Consider the following 17,731-nt stretch of genomic DNA (forward strand, 5'->3'; position numbering starts at 1 on the left):
ATGCTAAGGTGTGAACGGCCGATTCAGCATATATAAATATTTTGAGGGAGGTTATGGTGTATATGAAAGCTGTTAGAAAAAGCGCACTAATGACACTATTGCTAACGATGGTACTGAGTCTTAGTTTAGCAGGCTGCGGTGGGAATAACGGGAATAATGAAGCAGCTTCACCTGCTCCAAGTGAAAATGCAACCGCTACCAATGCTGCTGCTACGGATGAGCCAGCCGCAGATCCTACTGCCGAACCGGCAAAAGAATTGGAGCCTTATACCGTCAAGTTAATCTATGTCGGTGCAGTGCAAAAGGATGAAAAAGCAGTAGAAGATGAAATCAATAAGTTATTGGAACCTAAAATCAACGCCAAATTGGATATCGCACCGATCGATTGGGGTCCATGGGACAATGATGTCAATCTGAAAATTGCGAGTCAGGAAAAATTCGATATCATCTTTACAGCTCAATGGAAGAACTACGTAACGAATGCAGCTAAAGGCGCTTATCTCCCGATTAATGACGATAGCGGCAAATATGGTAATCTCCTAAATGAATACGGCCAAGGGATTCTAAAAAATCTGGATCCACAATTCTTAAAAGGTTCAGCGATCAATGGTGTGAATTATGCTGTTCCTACAAACAAGGAGCTGGCTGCACAAGGTGGGGTTGTCTATCGCTCCGATATTGCGGATGAACTGGGCATCGATATGTCGAATGTGAAATCCATTCAAGATCTGGATGCAGTTCTCAAAGTAGTGAAGGAGAAAAGACCTGACCTGACTCCATTGTATTTCAAACAAGGTGAGACCTTTAACTCACAGTACATGGCACAATACGATACCCTTGGTGATGCTGCCATTCCTGGTGTTCTGCTTAAAGATTCCTCAGATACTAAGATTCAATCGATGATTGAGATGGATCGTTATAAAGAAATCATTAAACTTACTCGTGAGTATATGAAAAAGGGTTACATTAACAAAGACGCCGCAGTTGCTACGAATTCGACTCAGGATGCAATGAAGGCTGGCAATGTCTTTATGACAGTGCAATCGCTTAAACCAGGTAAAGATAGTGAGCTGGCGAATGCTACCGGCTTGGTTGGCAAGCTGAAACAAATTGCATTCAATGATCCAACGATTTCTACAAGTGATGCTGCTGGATCTATGCTTGCGATCTCTGCTTCCTCTGGTGATCCGGCCCGGGCTATGATGGTGCTAGATATTCTGCACACAGATAAAGATATCAACAATCTGCTTGTTTTCGGTATAAAAGGTGTGCACTATGAAGTCGTAAGTGGTGATACGATCAAAGCTACAGATAAAACAGCTGATTATAATACGGCTGCAGCTTGGATGCTTGGAAGTCAATTCCTGAACCCCGTGTGGGAAAGTGAAGCTCCAGACAAATGGGAACAATTCAAAGCCTTTAACTCTAAAGGTAAAGCTTCTGTAGCGCTTGGTTTCAACTTCGACGCCTCCGCGATGAAGACTGAAATGGCTGCTTGTAAAGCTGTAATGGATGAATACGACATCAGTTTGGATACGGGTTCTGTTGATCCTGATACCGTACTGACTAAGTATGCTGATAAGCTGAAAAAGGCAGGGCTCGATAAGATTATTGCAGAGAAACAAAAACAGCTGGATGCTTTCCTGGCTGCGCAAAAATAAAGCGAAAATGATTTAAAAAAAGGCTCTCCCCAGCAGGCTAATTTAGCCGGGGAGAGCCTTTTTTATGATATTACTTAGCGGAAGGAGCTGTCTATTTGCTTTGCGGCTTGAACAGCAAGGGTCCAAGCCAGTTCAGGAGCTAGCTCGCCTTTTTCAGCTTTGGTCAAGTATTCGAGCATGCTTGTCTCCACGTCAGCGTGATGAGGGCCGTAATAGGTCGGAATTACTGCTTTTGCTGCTGACGAAAGGGTCAGACCAAGCTCTGAATTAGGAAAATAAGGATCATGCAGATCGTGGATCTCTGGGTCATCATAGATTTCGGGGGTGGAAGGGAAAGCCCCTTGTACCTTGAAAGAAACCAATTGCTGCGTTGGTTCGGTTAGCCATTTAATAAGAGCAAAGGATTCATCAGGATGATTACCTGTCTTTGGTAAGGTCAGAACGGAGCCTCCGCGATTAGCGCTGTTTTCTGGGATTTGTGTTACATTCCATAAACCGCTGGCAGTTGGAGCACTGCTCTTGATATGACCAATCATCCAAGCCGGACAGAGCATGACTGCAAAATCTCCGTTGAGCAGGCCTGCACCCCAGCGTTGCGTATCCACTGCAATACTGGCGGACAGATTTAGCTTAAGGGCTTGAATTGAGAAGTCCCAGGCTCGTTTGACCGCTGGATTATTGTCGAGGATCAATTCTTGCGTTGTGGGACTGTAATATTGAAGCTTGGACTGACGTAGAAGGGTGAGATAGAGGTTCTCTAAGTCATTTACAAAAGCTTTTCCTGTTCTCTCCTGTACTTTGGTGCCCGCTTCAAGGAATTGCTCCCAAGTTTGGATTTCTTTAGCCACTTCCTCTGGTTTAGTAGGGAGACCTGATAATGCGAATATATCCGTTCGATATAACATGGCATAGGGTCCAATTTCCGTTGGTAATCCGAAAATAAAATCATTACCCAGCACCTCCTGCCACTTCCAATTCAGAAATTGGTCCTTCAGATTGTCAGCTTCAAAAGTTTTTAGGTTATAAAAATAATCAGGGAACTGTTTGAAGCGATCCAAATAGCTAATATCAATGGCAGCCACGTCCGGGGAACTATAACCTGCTGCGAATGAAGTCTGTAGCTTGGCTGGAAGCTGCGTGGAGGTGGAGGTTTGAATATGAATCTCTAGCTCGGGATGTTGAGATTGATATTGGTCAATGAGCGACTCAAGACCTGATCCGGCAGTGAGCCAGATGTTCAGCTGTATCGGGTCTTGTAAAGCGGTATCTTCCTTGGAAGGGGAGAGCTGACAACCACTTGTATTAAGTAATAAGCCAAATGTTAATAGGACAGTAATCAACTTACCATTTACATTCAAGAGAAACACACCTCTACTTTATTTGTTGTGCTTCTGAAATTCCTGAGGAGTCATCCCCATGTATTTCTTAAAAATAAGGCTGAAATACGCAGGATCCTTAAAGCCTACTAATTCGCTAACCTCATACACCTTGAGAGTAACATTCTCTAATAATTCAGTAGCTTTTTGAATACGAAGTTTGGTAAGGAAGCTAGAGAAAGGTTCCCCTACATCATCTTTAAACAATCGGCCGAGATAGGTAGGATTCATATACAGTTCATCTGCGATCATTTTGAGGGAGAGATTCTCTTGGAGCCGGGAATTCATAACCTCAATCATCATAGAGATTACCCTGCGCGTTGCCTTTACTTGTAAGTGTTCAGCGAGCTGTGGAGAAGCCGAATGTATGGTGAGGTCTCTGAAAAAGATAACGGATGGCGTACTCTCTTTTTTGACCTGCTGACAAGCTTCCAGACTCTCGTGATAGGCGGTCGCGAGTGCCCCCAATTGATAGTGAGGATTGGAGACCCCTGCACAGAATGGCGATTTCAGAATACCCGATAGCTTATGCAACAGCTCTTGTGTCAATACCTCATCCACGCCGTTAGGCTGCTCAAGAGGATAGAATAATAGCATGATGGCTTCCTGCTCCTCTTGAATACCAACAACATTGGCGTACAGCGCAAAACATTCTTCTAATATATTAACGACCGCTGCATACATGGCTTGTTCCGACCAGTTCTGCGGCATGCCTACTCCAAGATGGTTTACGGTTATGACTACAAAGGAATGAAAAGGAGGAATAAGTTGTTCTTCAAAATAGGGTAACGGGATGCCGTAAAGAAGATCAGATAAGCGTTTCTCCCGAAGGTTTTTTTCTCTCAGCTGCGTTAATTGCCTCTGCTGTTTCTTCAATTGAAGACGTTCATATACGCCTGTTGCGACTTCAAGAATATGTTCTACTGAATTTGGTTTAACCAAATATTCCTTTACACCATAACGGATGGCTTGACTAGCATAGGTGAAATCCTGATAACCTGTGAGCAGCACGGTTTCAGTGTCTGGATAACATTCATGGATATGCTTTGCAAGTTCCAGTCCATCCATGCCGGGCATTCGTATATCGGATATCACCAGATCAACCATATGCTCTTTTAACAGTTGCACAGCTTCTAAACCGTTCTCTGCCGAGCCAATAATGCTAAAGTTATGATTCGCACTTCCCAGCATTTCTGACAGAGAACGGCGAACAAAACTTTCGTCGTCCACGATTAACACATTCATCGTTGTGCCTCCTTAACTTTGATCATACTGTAATGGAACAGTGACTTTCACAAATAAGCCACCAAGCTCGCTTGTTGATAGCTGTAGACCAAATTCCTGTCCGTAGATCAGCTCTATGCGATGATTTAGATTGGATAGTCCAATTCCGGTATGAAGCAGCTTCTCCGGATTAACCTCACCGCCGACTAATGCGTCTGCCATACTTTCCTCGCTCATGCCGTCCCCGTTGTCTTCTACAGTTAACACCAGAGATGTTCCTTCACTATAGGCACGTATGCGAATTAGCCATACTTCCCGAAGTGTGGGTTCAAGTCCATGAGTAATGGCATTTTCGACAAGTGGCTGAAGGGTTAATTTCATAAGCTGGCCATTCATAACCTCAGGATTTACAAAAAGATCAATCTGCAATTTGTCCTCGTAGCGCAGCTTCTGGAGAAAAATGAACCGTTCTAATTGCTTTAAATCCTCCTCAACTGTAACGAATTCGGATCCGCGGTCAATGCTATAGCGGAGCAGGTCACTTAGAGCGAGTACCATTTGGGACTCTTCCTGCATGCGTTTGTTGGCGAGCGACCAATAGATTGTATTCAAAGTGTTATAAAGGAAATGCGGGCGGAATTGCGCTTTGAGTGCTACGATCTGAGCTTGCTTTTCACTGATCTGCTTGCTGGATAGGTCAGCGATAGTATGATCCAGGTTTTGGAGCATCGAATTATAGCTTGAATAAAGGATAGCCATTTCTTTGTTCATGGTTGTTTTTACAAAAGGTAAAGTAGTTCCCCGTTCGACATTGCTCAGCTTGGTTGCCAGATTACGAAGGGGCTTGGATAGGGTCCAAGAGAAAAAGAAAGTGAATAGTAGGGCAGCGCCCATCCCCAGCAGGCCAATTAAAATAATATTCCGGCGAATCGTATTTAAATCTTTGACAGCGTCTTTAGAATCAATGTAAGCAAAAACGCTCCACTCGCTATAGTCGGAATAGGCATAGGATACGAATAGATTGCGTGAGTTTATTTTTTGTGGAATGATTCTGGCTTTATGATTGCTGAATTGTTTTAGAAGCCCGTCGTTCATATAGAGTCCAATTTCTTTTGGATCTGTGGAATAGACAATGGTATTAAATGAATCAACAACTTGGATTTTCTCATTTTTGCCGAGGTGAAATTGGCTGACAGCGTTATGGATAACCTCGACAGGGAGGACAAGAAACAGGGTTCCTAACCGGTTTAGATCATTCCAATCATTAATTTGTCTGGCACCCATCACCACAGGGATATTACCGTTCTGCCATACATCTACACCGAACCAGACCATTCGGCCTTTATTCTGTGCTATAGCCGGAAACCAATAAGCATCACGGATTTCCTTTTCGCTGTCCCAGATGACCTTTAAGGAACTGCTGTTGGTATACACCTGATCATCGGACAGCCCGAGCAGCTTGAACTGGATGTCAGAGTTTATGGAACGTGTCTGTTGATCTATGTAACGAGTAATTTCCATGGCGTCTGTACGAGGTGAACGTGACAACGCTAAGTCTCCCAAGGTTTCTTGAATCAAGGGACTGAACATGATCGTAGAAGAAAGCTTATCGTTATCCTGAAGAATTGCGTCCATTTTACCTTGAAGTTGCTTGACGGATTCCAGGATATATTGGTTGGAGCGGTTTAAAACAGCTTGAGAGGAAGAGCGGTAGGACAAAAAAATGGTGAATCCTACGATGGTGAAGATGATTAGAGAGAAGCCCATGATTAATTGAACGAGGATGGAGATTTTTTTGGACATGTTATCCCTCGCATGTAAAAGATATTCTTCCATACATTGTAACAAAAGCAAATGAAAGCGAATATAGTCAGACGAAAAATAAACATATTTATAGAAAAAATCTCATTTTTTTCAGGGGAAACAGCGTGGTTGTAGAATGTTATTTAATACAGCGTTAATCTTTCTTTACTTAATAATGAAACTTTTTATGGTGGCATGCGTCTAATACTATGTTTGTTATGACGATCGTGGCAAAAGCTTTTTGCCGCCCTATCGTGGGTGGTAGCATTTTGCGGGGAATATAAGAGGAGTATGAAAAAGATAGAGTCCTACTTATATTTACAAATAGGAGCAGAGGAGTTATATCATGGATTTGAAAAAGTTAACGTTAGTTGCTGTTTTGGCTGTATCTCAGGCCGCCTCGGCAGTGCCGGCTTTTGCTGAAGCTGTCAATAATACCCCAAGTAATACTACTGTAATAGGGACAGTTGTTTCAGCTGCGCCGGAGGTAATGCCAGAATCTACCGATCCATTGCCGCCATTGCCGACGGAGACGCCAGGAGGAGTAGTGTCACCAACACCAACTCCTATTCCTGCAGAGACAGTTGATCCTACGACTACTGTTGAACCTACAGCAACAATTGAACCTACTGCAACACCGCTTCCAACTGCAACACCTGGAGTTACTACAGAACCTACTACAACAACAGATGGTGCTCGTGCTGCGGCTAGCAATCAGCTTATCCTTATGATGAACAGCAACAAAATGTATCAGAACGGCCAGGAATATTTAGCTAATCAGCCTATGGCAGTGAAAAACGGCGTGTCCTACGTTTCGATCCGGGCTATGGTAGAACGTGTAGGTGTGAAATACGTTTATGATTATAAAACGAAAGAAACCATTGTTACCAAGGGAAGCGACGTTATGCGCTTTAAGACCGACAGCAAGGTCTATACAGTTAATGGTGAAAAGAAGACAATGAAAGGTCCAGCTTACCAATACAAGGGTACTTTCATGGTTCCATTGACATCCATAACTGGGGCACTGGGCATTCCTTACACCGTTGATAATGTACAAAAGCGGGTAATCCTTACATTAAACAACAAACCTAAAGCTTCTTTCACAGTGCCAACTGAAATTTACGCCGGCGAACCAGTGACCTTCGTTACCTCCAGCTCGTCACCAAATGGTGTAGCTATTGTGGATGAAAGCTGGGGAGGTAACAAGCAGGATATCTATGATCAACCAGGATATTATGTAGTAACCTATTCCGTAATGGATGCGAATCAACAGTGGAGTGATCCTTACTCCATGACCATCACAGTGCTTAAACCTAATACACCTCCAGTTGCTAATTTCACTACAGACAAGGATTCATATAAGATGGGTGAAATGATTACTTATACCGATCTAAGTAACGATCCTGATGGTGATGAAATTACCGTAACTTGGACGAACAAAGCAGAAGCTTTCTTTACTCCGGGTCCAGCGACAATTGCTGTCCAAGTAAAAGATTCACATGGCGCGATCAGTACCTTTGAGAAAACCGTTAATATTTCGGATGAAATCTTGTACAGTAAAGAAGATTTCAACAGATTATTTGCATCTCCGGGCAGTGTGTTTAGCATCGATGGATCGATGGTTCCTACTTGGCAGCAAGTAGCTTATAATCTTTCTTCCGAGCCTTATAAACTAATTCGCAGCAACAGCCCAGAAACGGTGTATACAGAAGGTGTTACTTACCGTGAGACTTCATTAGGTAAAACCCGCTTCTTGATTCACCACAAGAATAACCTGAATATTAAAGCTAAAGTGTATGTGATTGCTACGAATAACAATCTTTACCCAACTACGCTTACAACAGAATATGTTGGCTTTGCAGGCCCAAGCACATATCCTGAAGGTACAGGTAAAATGTCTGTAGAACGTTATTGGAAATCTATGCTTACAAATGAGCATTATAAAACGATTGTTCTGCAACCCGGGGAAAGCGTCTCAATTCTGACGGATCTAAACCAAATTGCGATGAAACCAAGTGAAATTGTTTCACTGCAAGCGGACTTATTTAGTGATTATCCAATCGATTATAATGTCATGTTAATTGATGCGAATAAAGATCCACTGACTACACTTCCAACACTTCCAGTTCTGGATCAAGACGGAGTGCATAATCGGGGAACTTACGAAGATTCTACTCGTATTATCACGGTTACCGATGAGGTAGGAAAAACCCCTGCAAAACTTCTGCTAGGCGATAATTCCAGTGATAAGAACCTGGCTGGCGTAGACCCAATGGCAGGTACGGAAGCATCCAATGCCGGTAATTTCGGGGTATTATACAAGATCAGATTCGAAAATGTTGCACCAAACTCCTTGATTACGTTTAATCCACGTGGCGGTAACTATATGGGGCCGGTTATGGTTAATAATCAAATCGTGCATATGCCAAGCGTGGGAAGTCTTGCTAATGCTGATATGAACAGTGTGGTTTATCGTAGTGGTGAGTATGGCGGCAGTGTGGAGATTTTGTTCACAGCAGCTTCAGGCAGTAACTTGCCGGTCAATTTCCTCATCACTCCACTTCCAGCAAAGAAATAACAGAATAGGAATATCCCTATAAGCTCTATTGGGGAATTATCTACAATAAAGGCCCGGCTGAATATTCCGTAAAGGAATACGCAGCCGGGCTTTTGTTTAAATATAATAATTCATTGGTTATGTAGGGGTGCTTCATTGTGCTTCATTGACGGGGCATTTATTTTGGGGCATTATTAAGAGAGTGAAATATAAATGAACTGATCTTATGGGAGATGAGCGTATGCTGTCGACAGAACAAATATTAGAAGTCATGTCGGGGCAAGGACTGCGAATCACCGACCAACGCAAAACGCTTGCCCAGTTATTCGGCGAGAATAAGGGATATTTGTCAGCGAAGGATGTATATGAGCATATGGGCCGCAAGTATAGCGGGCTTAGCTTTGATACGGTGTACCGCAATCTTCGTGTAATGGAAGAGCTTGGTGTGCTTGAACAGATTGTCTTTGAAGACGGAGTGAAGTTCAAGGGAAGCTGCAATCATCAGGATCATCACCATCATATGATCTGCCTTCAATGCCAAAAGACCTACCCGATTAATTTCTGCCCGATGAATTTAACGGATACACCCGATCAATTCCGGGTAGTCAAGCATAAATTTGAGGTGTTCGGTTATTGCAAAGAATGTGAAGAGAACCGGGAAGAAGAACTAGTTGCAGCATCAGATAAACAAAAGGGACTTTAGAAATGGTGACCCTACGCAGAACGATTCAGGCGCCTATTCGGGTGTACCGCAGGTACATTTCCCCTATTAAACCAGCAACCTGTCGCTTCTATCCAACCTGCTCTGCCTATGCCTTGGAAGCCATTGAAGTCCATGGTCCACTGAAAGGCTCATGGCTTGCAGCTAAGCGGATTGCCAGATGTCATCCCTTTCATCCTGGAGGACTTGATCCTGTGCCGCCGCTTCAAGATGAATCTGCTGAGAAGGATTCTGCCCCTGCGACTTGACATGGTGCCTTACCTTTGGGTATATTCACAAGTAATAGTATGAATTCCGAAGAACGGATAAGTAAATCGTTACGTCCATTACAGAGAGCCGGAATGTGCTGAAAGCCGGTATGGAGCGTTAGATTGAATATGGTCCGGGAGGAACTGTGTTCGAGCGGGGACTGCAATTGAGGTTCACGTAAGATAACAGCGTGATCCAGCGTTAATGGACAGTTCCCGCGAGGGAACTGGCGAAGCCTGTGCTCTGTGAAGAGACAGGAAATTTGGGTGGTATCGCGTGAGTTATACTCTCGCCCCATTATGGGGACGGGAGTTTTTTGTTTTTTAATAAGAAAGGATGATTACCGAATGAGTGAGAAAAAAACGTTTTACCTAACGACACCAATTTATTATCCGAGTGACAAGCTACATATCGGACATGCTTATTCAACCGTGGCAGGAGACGCAATGGCCCGTTACAAACGTCTGCGCGGCTACGAAGTGCGTTATCTAACCGGTACAGACGAACATGGACAAAAGATTGAGCGGAAGGCAGAGGAAGCAGGAAAGACCCCTCAGCAGTTCGTAGACGACATTGTTGTTGGTATTAAGGAGCTATGGCGCAAGCTGGACATTTCGAACGATGACTTCATCCGTACTACGGAAGAGCGTCATAAAAAAGTGGTACAGGATATTTTTGATCGGTTGCTGCAGCAAGGAGATATCTATAAAGGTGAATATGAGGGCTGGTATAGTATCCCAGATGAAACCTTTTACACAGAAACGCAATTAGTTGATATTGTGCGTGATGATAACGGTGTGATTACTGGTGCAAAAAGCCCAGACAGCGGCCACCCGGTTGAGCTGGTGAAGGAAGCAAGTTATTTCTTCCGGATGAGTAAATATGCGGATCGGTTACTGCAATTTTACGAGGAGAATCCAGAGTTTATTTTGCCGGAATCCCGTAAGAACGAAATGATTAACAATTTCATCAAGCCCGGACTGGAAGACCTGGCAGTTTCCCGCACAACCTTTGATTGGGGTGTAAAAGTTAAGGGCGACGAGAAGCATGTCGTGTACGTGTGGATTGATGCTTTGACTAACTATATTACTGCTCTGGGTTATGGTTCCGAGGATCGCACCTTGTATGACAAGTTCTGGCCCGCGGATGTACACATCGTTGGTAAAGAAATTGTTCGTTTCCATACAATTTACTGGCCGATCATTCTGATGGCGCTTGGTGAACCCCTTCCGAAAAAGGTATTTGCCCATGGCTGGTTGCTCATGAAAGATGGAAAAATGTCGAAATCTAAAGGTAACGTAGTTGATCCTGTGACACTGATTGATCGTTATGGCTTGGATGCATTACGATATTACCTGCTGCGCGAAGTACCGTTTGGTTCTGATGGCACGTTCACACCGGAAAGCTTTATAGACCGGGTTAACTATGACCTTGCCAACGACCTTGGTAACCTGTTGAACCGTACAGGGGCTATGGTTGAAAAGTATTTTGCAGGCGAGATTCCGGCATATGACGGGAATGTAACAGCATTTGATGGTGAGCTTCAAGCTGCAGCTGAGAATACTTATGCCAAAGTAGAAGAAGCTATGGAAAAAATGGAGTTCTCCGTGGCGCTGACAGCTATCGGAACATTCATTAGCCGCACCAACAAATATATCGATGAGACCCAACCTTGGGTACTTGCCAAAGATGAAAATAGAACTGCCGAGTTGGCTTCTGTGATGAGACATCTTGTGGAAGGTCTGCGTACTGCTTCAATCCTGCTGCAGCCGTTCTTGACACAAACACCAGCGAAGATCTGGGAACAGCTGGGTATTGAGCCTGGTGAGTTAACGACTTGGGATAGCGGTAAGACTTTTGGCCTGATTCCGGCGGGAACAAAGCTGGTGAAAGGCAATCCAATCTTCCCGCGTCTGGATGTGGAGCAAGAGGTAGCTTATATTGCCGAGGCTATGGGCGCTGGCAAAGCTGCGGCTGAAGTGGCGGAAGCGGCTGCTCCTGCTGCTGCGGACTCCGAGCCAGTGGAAGAGCATAAAGAGGAAATCGGCATTGACGATTTCGCTAAAGCAGAGCTGCGTGTTGCTCAAGTTATTGCTGCAGAGCCAGTGAAAAAAGCTGACAAGCTGCTGAAGCTGCAACTGGATCTGGGTTATGAGCAACGGCAAGTGGTTTCTGGTATCGCGAAATTCTATACACCGGAAGAGCTGGTAGGACGTAAAGTGATCTGTATCGTAAACCTTAAGCCAGTGAAGCTACGTGGGGAGTTGTCCCAAGGGATGATTTTGGCGGCTTCTAAAGGTGACCAGCTAACGATCGCTACCGTGCCGGACAGCATGCCAAACGGAGCAGTAGTGAAATAAGACAATACTGTTGCAGAAATTTTTTAATGAGGTTGTTTGATCAAGGGAATGCTTCTTCAGCCGGGTTGGCTGAGGGAACATTCCTTTTTTATTAAAGGCGATATTGCCGTTTCTTTTTGGATACTTTGTTGACTTATCGTAACGATTACTATTATACTACTAATAGTAAAATTTACGATTTGAGGGGTAGATCAATATAATGGCAGCAATGAAATCGCGTATAAGTTTGCTCGTCCTTGCACTGGTACTGGTATTTACACTAAGTGCATGCGGACCTAAGAGCAGTGGAAGTATAGTTGAAGGGAAAGTAAATGTAGTTACAACCTTTTATCCTATTTACGAGTTTGCTAAGGAGATTGGCGGGGAAGATATCAATGCTATTAACCTGCTTCCAGTGGGTGTGGAGCCACATGATTGGACACCGCGCAGTCAAGACATTATCAACACTTCTAAGGCACAGCTATTTCTATATAACGGTGCAGGCTTAGAAGGCTGGGTCCCTAACTTTTTAAAAGGCCTTGATAGCAGCAGTAAAGTTAAGGCGGTTGAAGTAAGCCAAGGTATTGATTATATCATGACCGATGAAGATGACGGGCATGATCATGGGGCAAGTGAGGAAGAGTCTCATCAAAATGAGGATACGGATCATAACAGTAATGCCTCAGGAGACAGCCTGCATACGGACCCGCATACTTGGGTAAGTCCAAAATCAGCCATTACTATGGCTCAGAATATTAAAGAAAGCCTTCAGTCCGTGGATCCTGAGCATAAAGAAGGTTATGAAGAGCGTTACAATAAGCTTGCTGAACGTCTGCAGGCATTAGATAGTAAATTCAAAGAGGAGCTTGCTAAGCTGCCCAACCATAAGATCGTAGTATCACATCAGGCTTTCTCTTACCTTGCCCGTGATTATGGATTGGATCAGCATGCGATTATGGGACTTTCGCCGGACGCCGAGCCGCGCGGACAGGATTTAGTGAAGCTTGCGAAAATGGTAAAAGATGAAGGTATTAAGTATATCTTTTTTGAAGAGCTTGTCTCCGATAAACTGGCTAAGACACTTGCAGCCGAAGCGGGCGTTTCCACTATGGTGCTTAATCCGGTAGAGGGACTTACTGCGGAGCAAGAGAAGAACGGAGATAATTACTTCACTCTGATGGAGAAAAATTTGCAAAATCTGATTATGGCCTTACAATAATAAGGAAAGTATAAGGGAAAGGCGGTACTTAAGCATGCAATCGGTATCCTTGGACTGCCATCAGCATATCATCGATATACAGGATCTTTCTTTTTCATATGGGGAACAGAAGGTGATATCGAATCTTAACTATAGTGTAAGAGAACGAGATTTCCTTGGTATCATTGGTTCTAATGGTGCTGGTAAAACAACATTGATGAAAATGATCGTCGGCTTGCTTCCGGCGAGCAGTGGTGAAATTAAATTATTCGGAACGCCTGTCCGCAAGTTTAAAGACTGGGAACGGATCGGATATGTTCCGCAAAAAAATGCCTTCAACCCATTGTTTCCAGCAACGGTGCGTGAAGTAGTTCTGTCAGGTCTATATAATAACAAGAATCTGATCCGCAGAGTATCTAAGGCTCAGCATCGTCAATGTGAGGATGCACTTGAAGTCATGCGGATACAAGATATTGCGGAGAAAAGAGTAGGCCAGCTGTCAGGCGGTCAGCAGCAGCGTGTTTTTCTGGCTCGGGCGCTGATTAACCATCCTGACCTGCTGATTTTGGACGAACCTACGGTGGGTATTGATGCCGAATCACAAGCGGGATTCTTTGAATTAATTACGCATATGCATGCTCATCATCATATGACCTTCCTGATGGTGTCGCATGATATCGACATGATTAAAAATTATTTAGGTCATGAGCCCGTGCAGACAAATGGTAAAATCAACTTTTACTCCCGCCACTCACATGATCTCCAGAATTGCACAGAAGAGAACCTGCAGCACACGCTCTCTTAAGTCATAATTGAACTCTGAATCGCACTTTCTCTGCGATTAGAGCTATACATAGTGTGCGAGTGCGGAAGTCGGGGACTCAATGCTAGTTGATCTTAATCTTTCTCGTATCTAGGCACCGCCAGTCTGCAAGCGTGTCCCTTTAGGGACGAAAGCGATCTTTCCCCGACCTATCTATGTTCAGTAACACTAACTCCTACGCTAGTTGCACTTAACGGGTGTCCAGAGGGCAGAGCCCTTGGGGCCCTCCCTTGGAAGGGAGGGTTTGGGAGGGATCGAAAAGGTTTGAGTTTTGTATGAAGGAGAGTTTAAGTTGGAAATACTATTTAGCGATTTTTTTCAGCGGGCGCTTGCGGGCGGACTGCTGATTGGTATAACAGCGCCGCTTATAGGCGTTTTTCTTGTGCTTAGACGATTATCCATGATTGGTGATACGCTGGCTCATGTTACTATAGCGGGGGTGGCACTCGGTTTTCTAACAGGATTTTATCCGCTGGGCGCAGGCCTTATCTTTGCAGTGGTAGCGTCCTTCGCGATTGAAAAGCTTCGCAAGGCTTATAAGAGTTATGCGGAGCTGTCGATTGCCATTATAATGTCGGGCGGAGTGGCGTTGGCTTCACTCTTTTTCACCTTAGGAAAAGGGTATAATGCGGACGTAATGAGTTATTTGTTCGGCAGCATTTATACGCTCGATAATACTGATTTGATCGTTGTAGGCATTGTGACTATAGCTGTTGTAGTAGTAGTATCGATGTTCTTTAAAGAGTTCTTTTTGCTTAGCTTTGAAGAGGATGCGGCAAGTGTAAGTGGGCTGCCGGTGAAGCTGCTTAACATGCTGATCACCATCCTGACAGCACTTGTGATTAGCACAGCGATCAAGATTGTGGGCTCGCTATTAGTATCTGCTTTGTTGACTATTCCGGTCGCAATCAGCTTATTGCTATCTCGTAGCTTTAAATCCTCGGTCATCCTGGCGGTTATCATTTCGGAGATTGCCGTTGTAGGAGGACTAGTAGTAGCTGGAGTGTGGAATTTGGCTCCCGGTGCAACTATTGTGCTTTTGCTCATATCATTATTGGTATTAACCTTGATCGGTAAAAAGGGATTGCCAGCATAAACAGCGAATTAAGTAATCGGTATCGCATTAGGCAAGCGTAAACGCCTTCGGTGTCCTTGTAAGGACGATAAGCGTTTAGGTGTGAAATATAAGAAAAGTAATAATGAGAAATTAATCCTTTCTTATATTAAAAAAAGGAGCCATAAGCAGCTCCATGAAGTGACTCGAATGCCGGAAGGAGAGCCGCTATTTTGTCTAATATCAATGCAGGAATTGCTTTAGCTGCAGGGGTGGCATCGTTTATATCGCCATGCTGCTTACCGCTGTACCCCTCTTATTTATCGTATATTACCGGGTTATCCGTTCAACAATTAAAATCAGGCAGCAACTCTAAAGAGGTTCGTATACGCACCCTGACTCATACATTGGCATTTATATTAGGTTTTTCTGCTGTTTTTTACACACTTGGTTTTGGGGCTGGGTTATTCGGGCAATTCTTTAATGGCCAGCGTGATCTGATCCGGCAATTGTCGGCGATTCTAATTATTGTAATGGGTTTATTTTTGCTTGGGATTTTTCAGCCCCAGTTTCTACTTCGCGAACGGAAGCTTGATTTAAAATGGAAACCGGCGGGTTATGTGGGCTCCTTTATTTTCGGGATTGGTTTTTCTGCTGGTTGGTCACCTTGTATCGGACCGATTTTGACGGCAATTATTGCACTGTCGGCAAGCGATCCAGGCACTTGGTTTACATTGATTACCGCGTATAGCATCGGATTTGCTTTGCCATTTTTTCTTTTAGCCTTTTTCCTTGGCGGAGTGAAGCGTATCCTCAAGTATTCGAATCTGCTGATGAAGATTGGCGGCGTCCTAATGGTATTTATGGGTGTTTTGCTGTTCACGGATCAAATGTTCCGGATAACAGTGTGGCTACAAGGAATAACGCCGGATTGGCTAATTTTTTAAAATACAAGAATTTTTAGAGCTTAGGTGAAGTAATCAATACCTGCTTCAGGAAAATGCTCGAAAATCCGCTCTGTGATAAATTCTCGCAGGGCGGTTTGCTGTTCATCCGGATAGACATATTTGTTCTGTCCCCAGCGGCCCCATTTCTTTTTACGTTTCTCCATGTCCATTTCTAGTTTAGATTTCGGGTAACGTTTCTCAATTACAGTCTTGGCTGTTTTGGTGAATCGGTGCTGAATCATTTCAAAGGTTAGACCTTTTCCTATTTCCGGCGGGAGGGTCTTGGCTAATTTGGCCAGCAGCTCCGCGTAGCCTTCCTGCCAGCCGTCATACCAAATAATTGGGGCAATGATGAAGCCCAGTGGATAGCCGGCGCGGGCAACCTTTCCAGCCGCTTCAATTCGCTCTTCAAACCGCGAGGTAGCAGGCTCGAAATTTTTGATCACATAGTCAGCATTCACGCTAAAACGAATTCTGGTATGTCCGTTATGCTGCAAATCGAGTAGGGGTTCAACATGTTGGTATTTGGTCACAAAGCGCAGGCGGCCAAGGGGCTCCGCTGCCATGAATGTGATGAGTTCTGACAGAGACCCGGTAATATGCTCCAGTCCTAACGGATCTGAGGTACAGGCTGCTTCAAAAGTCGTGATTTCAGGGCTGCGCTCCTCGATATATTTTTTTGCGGCGTCAATGATGTCATCGGTGTTTACATATACACGAATGTAAGGCTTTGCCCCTAAAGTAGTCTGCAAATAACAATAATGGCAGTGGCCCATGCAGCCAGTTGCGATCGGAATTGCATAATCTGCGGAGGGTTTGGATTGGTCAAACTTTAAGGTTTTGCGCAGGCCGACTACAAGTGTTCTTTTGGCAATTTTATATTGCTCGACCTCTGTGTCACCCGGGAAATTCATTATACGGTTATGCGATGTAGTCATGCGATAGGGAATATTGTTAGCCTTCACCCATTCCATGATTCGTTCACCTTTCGGGTAATTTAAAGCATCCGGCTCGAAGAAAACAAGCTCGGGGACAAAAAGGGCTGTAGCTTTTCTGGTTCTCTTTACGGGAGGGGTCTCAGGTGTCACTATAGTCATGAATTCACGCTCCTTCTGAAAGATGAGTACGTTTATTATGCCTAACTGAGTCTCATTAGAAGCATGGCAATCATGGGTAACTCCTCCCCATGTTCTCTTGAAGGACTTGCCAAGGGGCGTTAGAAACATGTATCATTGTTAGAGCAAGGTTTGGCTCGGCGCCAGGTTCATTATAGAAAAGAGGTAAATTTTAATGCCAACACCCAGCATGGAGGATTATTTGGAGCGCATATATAAGCTCATTGATGAGAAAGGTTATGCGCGGGTCTCGGATATTGCCGAGGGACTGGAAGTACACCCCTCCTCTGTGACCAAGATGATCCAAAAACTGGATAAGGACGAATATCTCATCTATGAGAAATATCGTGGGCTTGTCCTAACCAACAAAGGGAAAAAAGTAGGGAAACGTCTTGTTGATCGTCATCAACTATTGGAAGAATTCCTCGGTTTGATCGGAGTACAGCAGGAATTTATCTATAATGATGTTGAAGGGATCGAGCACCACCTGAGTTGGGATTCGATTACACGTATCGAAACGTTGGTGGAATATTTCCGCCGCGATGAAGAACGTCTGCAGACTTTATATGCTATTCACAATGAACTGGCAAGCGATTCTTGAAATGTTTTTTCCCGAAACGGATACCGTCCTTAAAGTTATGCCCAGCAAGGCTTTGGTGAGCAT

Annotated in this window: 14 protein-coding genes and 1 other annotated feature; of the genes, 10 read left to right on the forward strand and 4 right to left on the reverse strand. The window is 44.2% G+C overall.

What is annotated here, in order from left to right:
* Positions 1 to 62 precede the first annotated feature (62 nt).
* The gene (locus MKY63_RS19500) at positions 63 to 1,661 is read left to right on the forward strand and encodes an ABC transporter substrate-binding protein (RefSeq protein WP_038572551.1); all 1,599 of its coding nucleotides are present in this window, start codon (positions 63 to 65) and stop codon (positions 1,659 to 1,661) included.
* Between the two features lie 74 nt (positions 1,662 to 1,735).
* Here MKY63_RS19500 and MKY63_RS19505 read toward each other — a convergent pair whose 3' ends face one another.
* The 3 genes from MKY63_RS19505 to MKY63_RS19515 are packed head-to-tail and all read right to left on the reverse strand — an operon-like array spanning position 1,736 to position 6,064.
* Complete coding sequence (locus MKY63_RS19505) at positions 1,736 to 3,019, reverse strand: extracellular solute-binding protein (RefSeq protein ID WP_076274225.1); 1,284 nt, start codon at positions 3,017 to 3,019, stop codon at positions 1,736 to 1,738.
* A gap of 18 nt (positions 3,020 to 3,037) precedes the next feature.
* Positions 3,038 to 4,282 (reverse strand): response regulator, encoded by a 1,245-nt coding sequence (locus tag MKY63_RS19510; RefSeq protein ID WP_076274224.1) that lies wholly within the window; start codon positions 4,280 to 4,282, stop codon positions 3,038 to 3,040.
* Between the two features lie 12 nt (positions 4,283 to 4,294).
* Positions 4,295 to 6,064, reverse strand: coding sequence for a sensor histidine kinase (locus MKY63_RS19515; RefSeq protein ID WP_036682901.1), 1,770 nt, complete (start codon positions 6,062 to 6,064; stop codon positions 4,295 to 4,297).
* A gap of 346 nt (positions 6,065 to 6,410) precedes the next feature.
* Here MKY63_RS19515 and MKY63_RS19520 point away from each other — a divergent pair, with 346 nt between their 5' ends.
* The 8 genes from MKY63_RS19520 (at position 6,411) to MKY63_RS19555 (ending at position 15,952) form a co-directional block, all read left to right on the forward strand.
* Positions 6,411 to 8,642 carry a stalk domain-containing protein gene (locus MKY63_RS19520; RefSeq protein WP_038572549.1) on the forward strand — a complete coding sequence of 744 codons (2,232 nt, stop codon included), beginning with the start codon at positions 6,411 to 6,413 and terminating at the stop codon, positions 8,640 to 8,642.
* A 220-nt stretch (positions 8,643 to 8,862) separates the two neighbouring features.
* Positions 8,863 to 9,324, forward strand: a complete 462-nt coding sequence (locus MKY63_RS19525; RefSeq protein ID WP_036682896.1) for a transcriptional repressor — start codon at positions 8,863 to 8,865, stop codon at positions 9,322 to 9,324.
* Between the two features lie 2 nt (positions 9,325 to 9,326).
* Positions 9,327 to 9,590: a membrane protein insertion efficiency factor YidD gene (yidD, locus tag MKY63_RS19530; protein WP_036682893.1), complete on the forward strand. Its 264-nt coding sequence runs from the start codon at positions 9,327 to 9,329 to the stop codon at positions 9,588 to 9,590.
* A 40-nt stretch (positions 9,591 to 9,630) separates the two neighbouring features.
* Positions 9,631 to 9,891, forward strand: a binding site (T-box leader).
* Positions 9,892 to 9,938: 47 nt separating this feature from the next.
* Entirely contained in the window at positions 9,939 to 11,951 is a 2,013-nt protein-coding gene (metG, locus tag MKY63_RS19535; RefSeq protein WP_076274223.1) for a methionine--tRNA ligase, read from the forward strand.
* Between the two features lie 199 nt (positions 11,952 to 12,150).
* A complete protein-coding gene (locus tag MKY63_RS19540; RefSeq protein ID WP_076274222.1) occupies positions 12,151 to 13,149 on the forward strand; it encodes a zinc ABC transporter substrate-binding protein in 999 nt (332 codons plus the stop codon).
* Positions 13,150 to 13,183: 34 nt separating this feature from the next.
* On the forward strand, positions 13,184 to 13,933 hold the full coding sequence (locus MKY63_RS19545; RefSeq protein WP_036682888.1) for a metal ABC transporter ATP-binding protein: 750 nt from the start codon (positions 13,184 to 13,186) through the stop codon (positions 13,931 to 13,933).
* 310 nt (positions 13,934 to 14,243) lie between these two features.
* Positions 14,244 to 15,047, forward strand: a complete 804-nt coding sequence (locus tag MKY63_RS19550; RefSeq protein WP_036682884.1) for a metal ABC transporter permease — start codon at positions 14,244 to 14,246, stop codon at positions 15,045 to 15,047.
* A 191-nt stretch (positions 15,048 to 15,238) separates the two neighbouring features.
* Positions 15,239 to 15,952, forward strand: a complete 714-nt coding sequence (locus MKY63_RS19555) for a cytochrome c biogenesis protein CcdA (RefSeq protein ID WP_036682883.1) — start codon at positions 15,239 to 15,241, stop codon at positions 15,950 to 15,952.
* A 20-nt stretch (positions 15,953 to 15,972) separates the two neighbouring features.
* Here the strand turns inward: MKY63_RS19555 and splB are convergent, their stop codons facing one another.
* A complete protein-coding gene (gene splB / locus MKY63_RS19560; protein ID WP_076184169.1) occupies positions 15,973 to 17,049 on the reverse strand; it encodes a spore photoproduct lyase in 1,077 nt (358 codons plus the stop codon).
* Between the two features lie 193 nt (positions 17,050 to 17,242).
* On the opposite strand from splB, the gene mntR reads away from it, so the two are divergent.
* Entirely contained in the window at positions 17,243 to 17,668 is a 426-nt protein-coding gene (gene mntR / locus MKY63_RS19565) for a transcriptional regulator MntR (protein ID WP_036682880.1), read from the forward strand.
* Positions 17,669 to 17,731 lie beyond the last annotated feature (63 nt).

The organism is Paenibacillus sp. FSL R7-0189, assembly GCF_037969925.1.
Classification (GTDB): domain Bacteria; phylum Bacillota; class Bacilli; order Paenibacillales; family Paenibacillaceae; genus Paenibacillus_AQ; species Paenibacillus_AQ odorifer.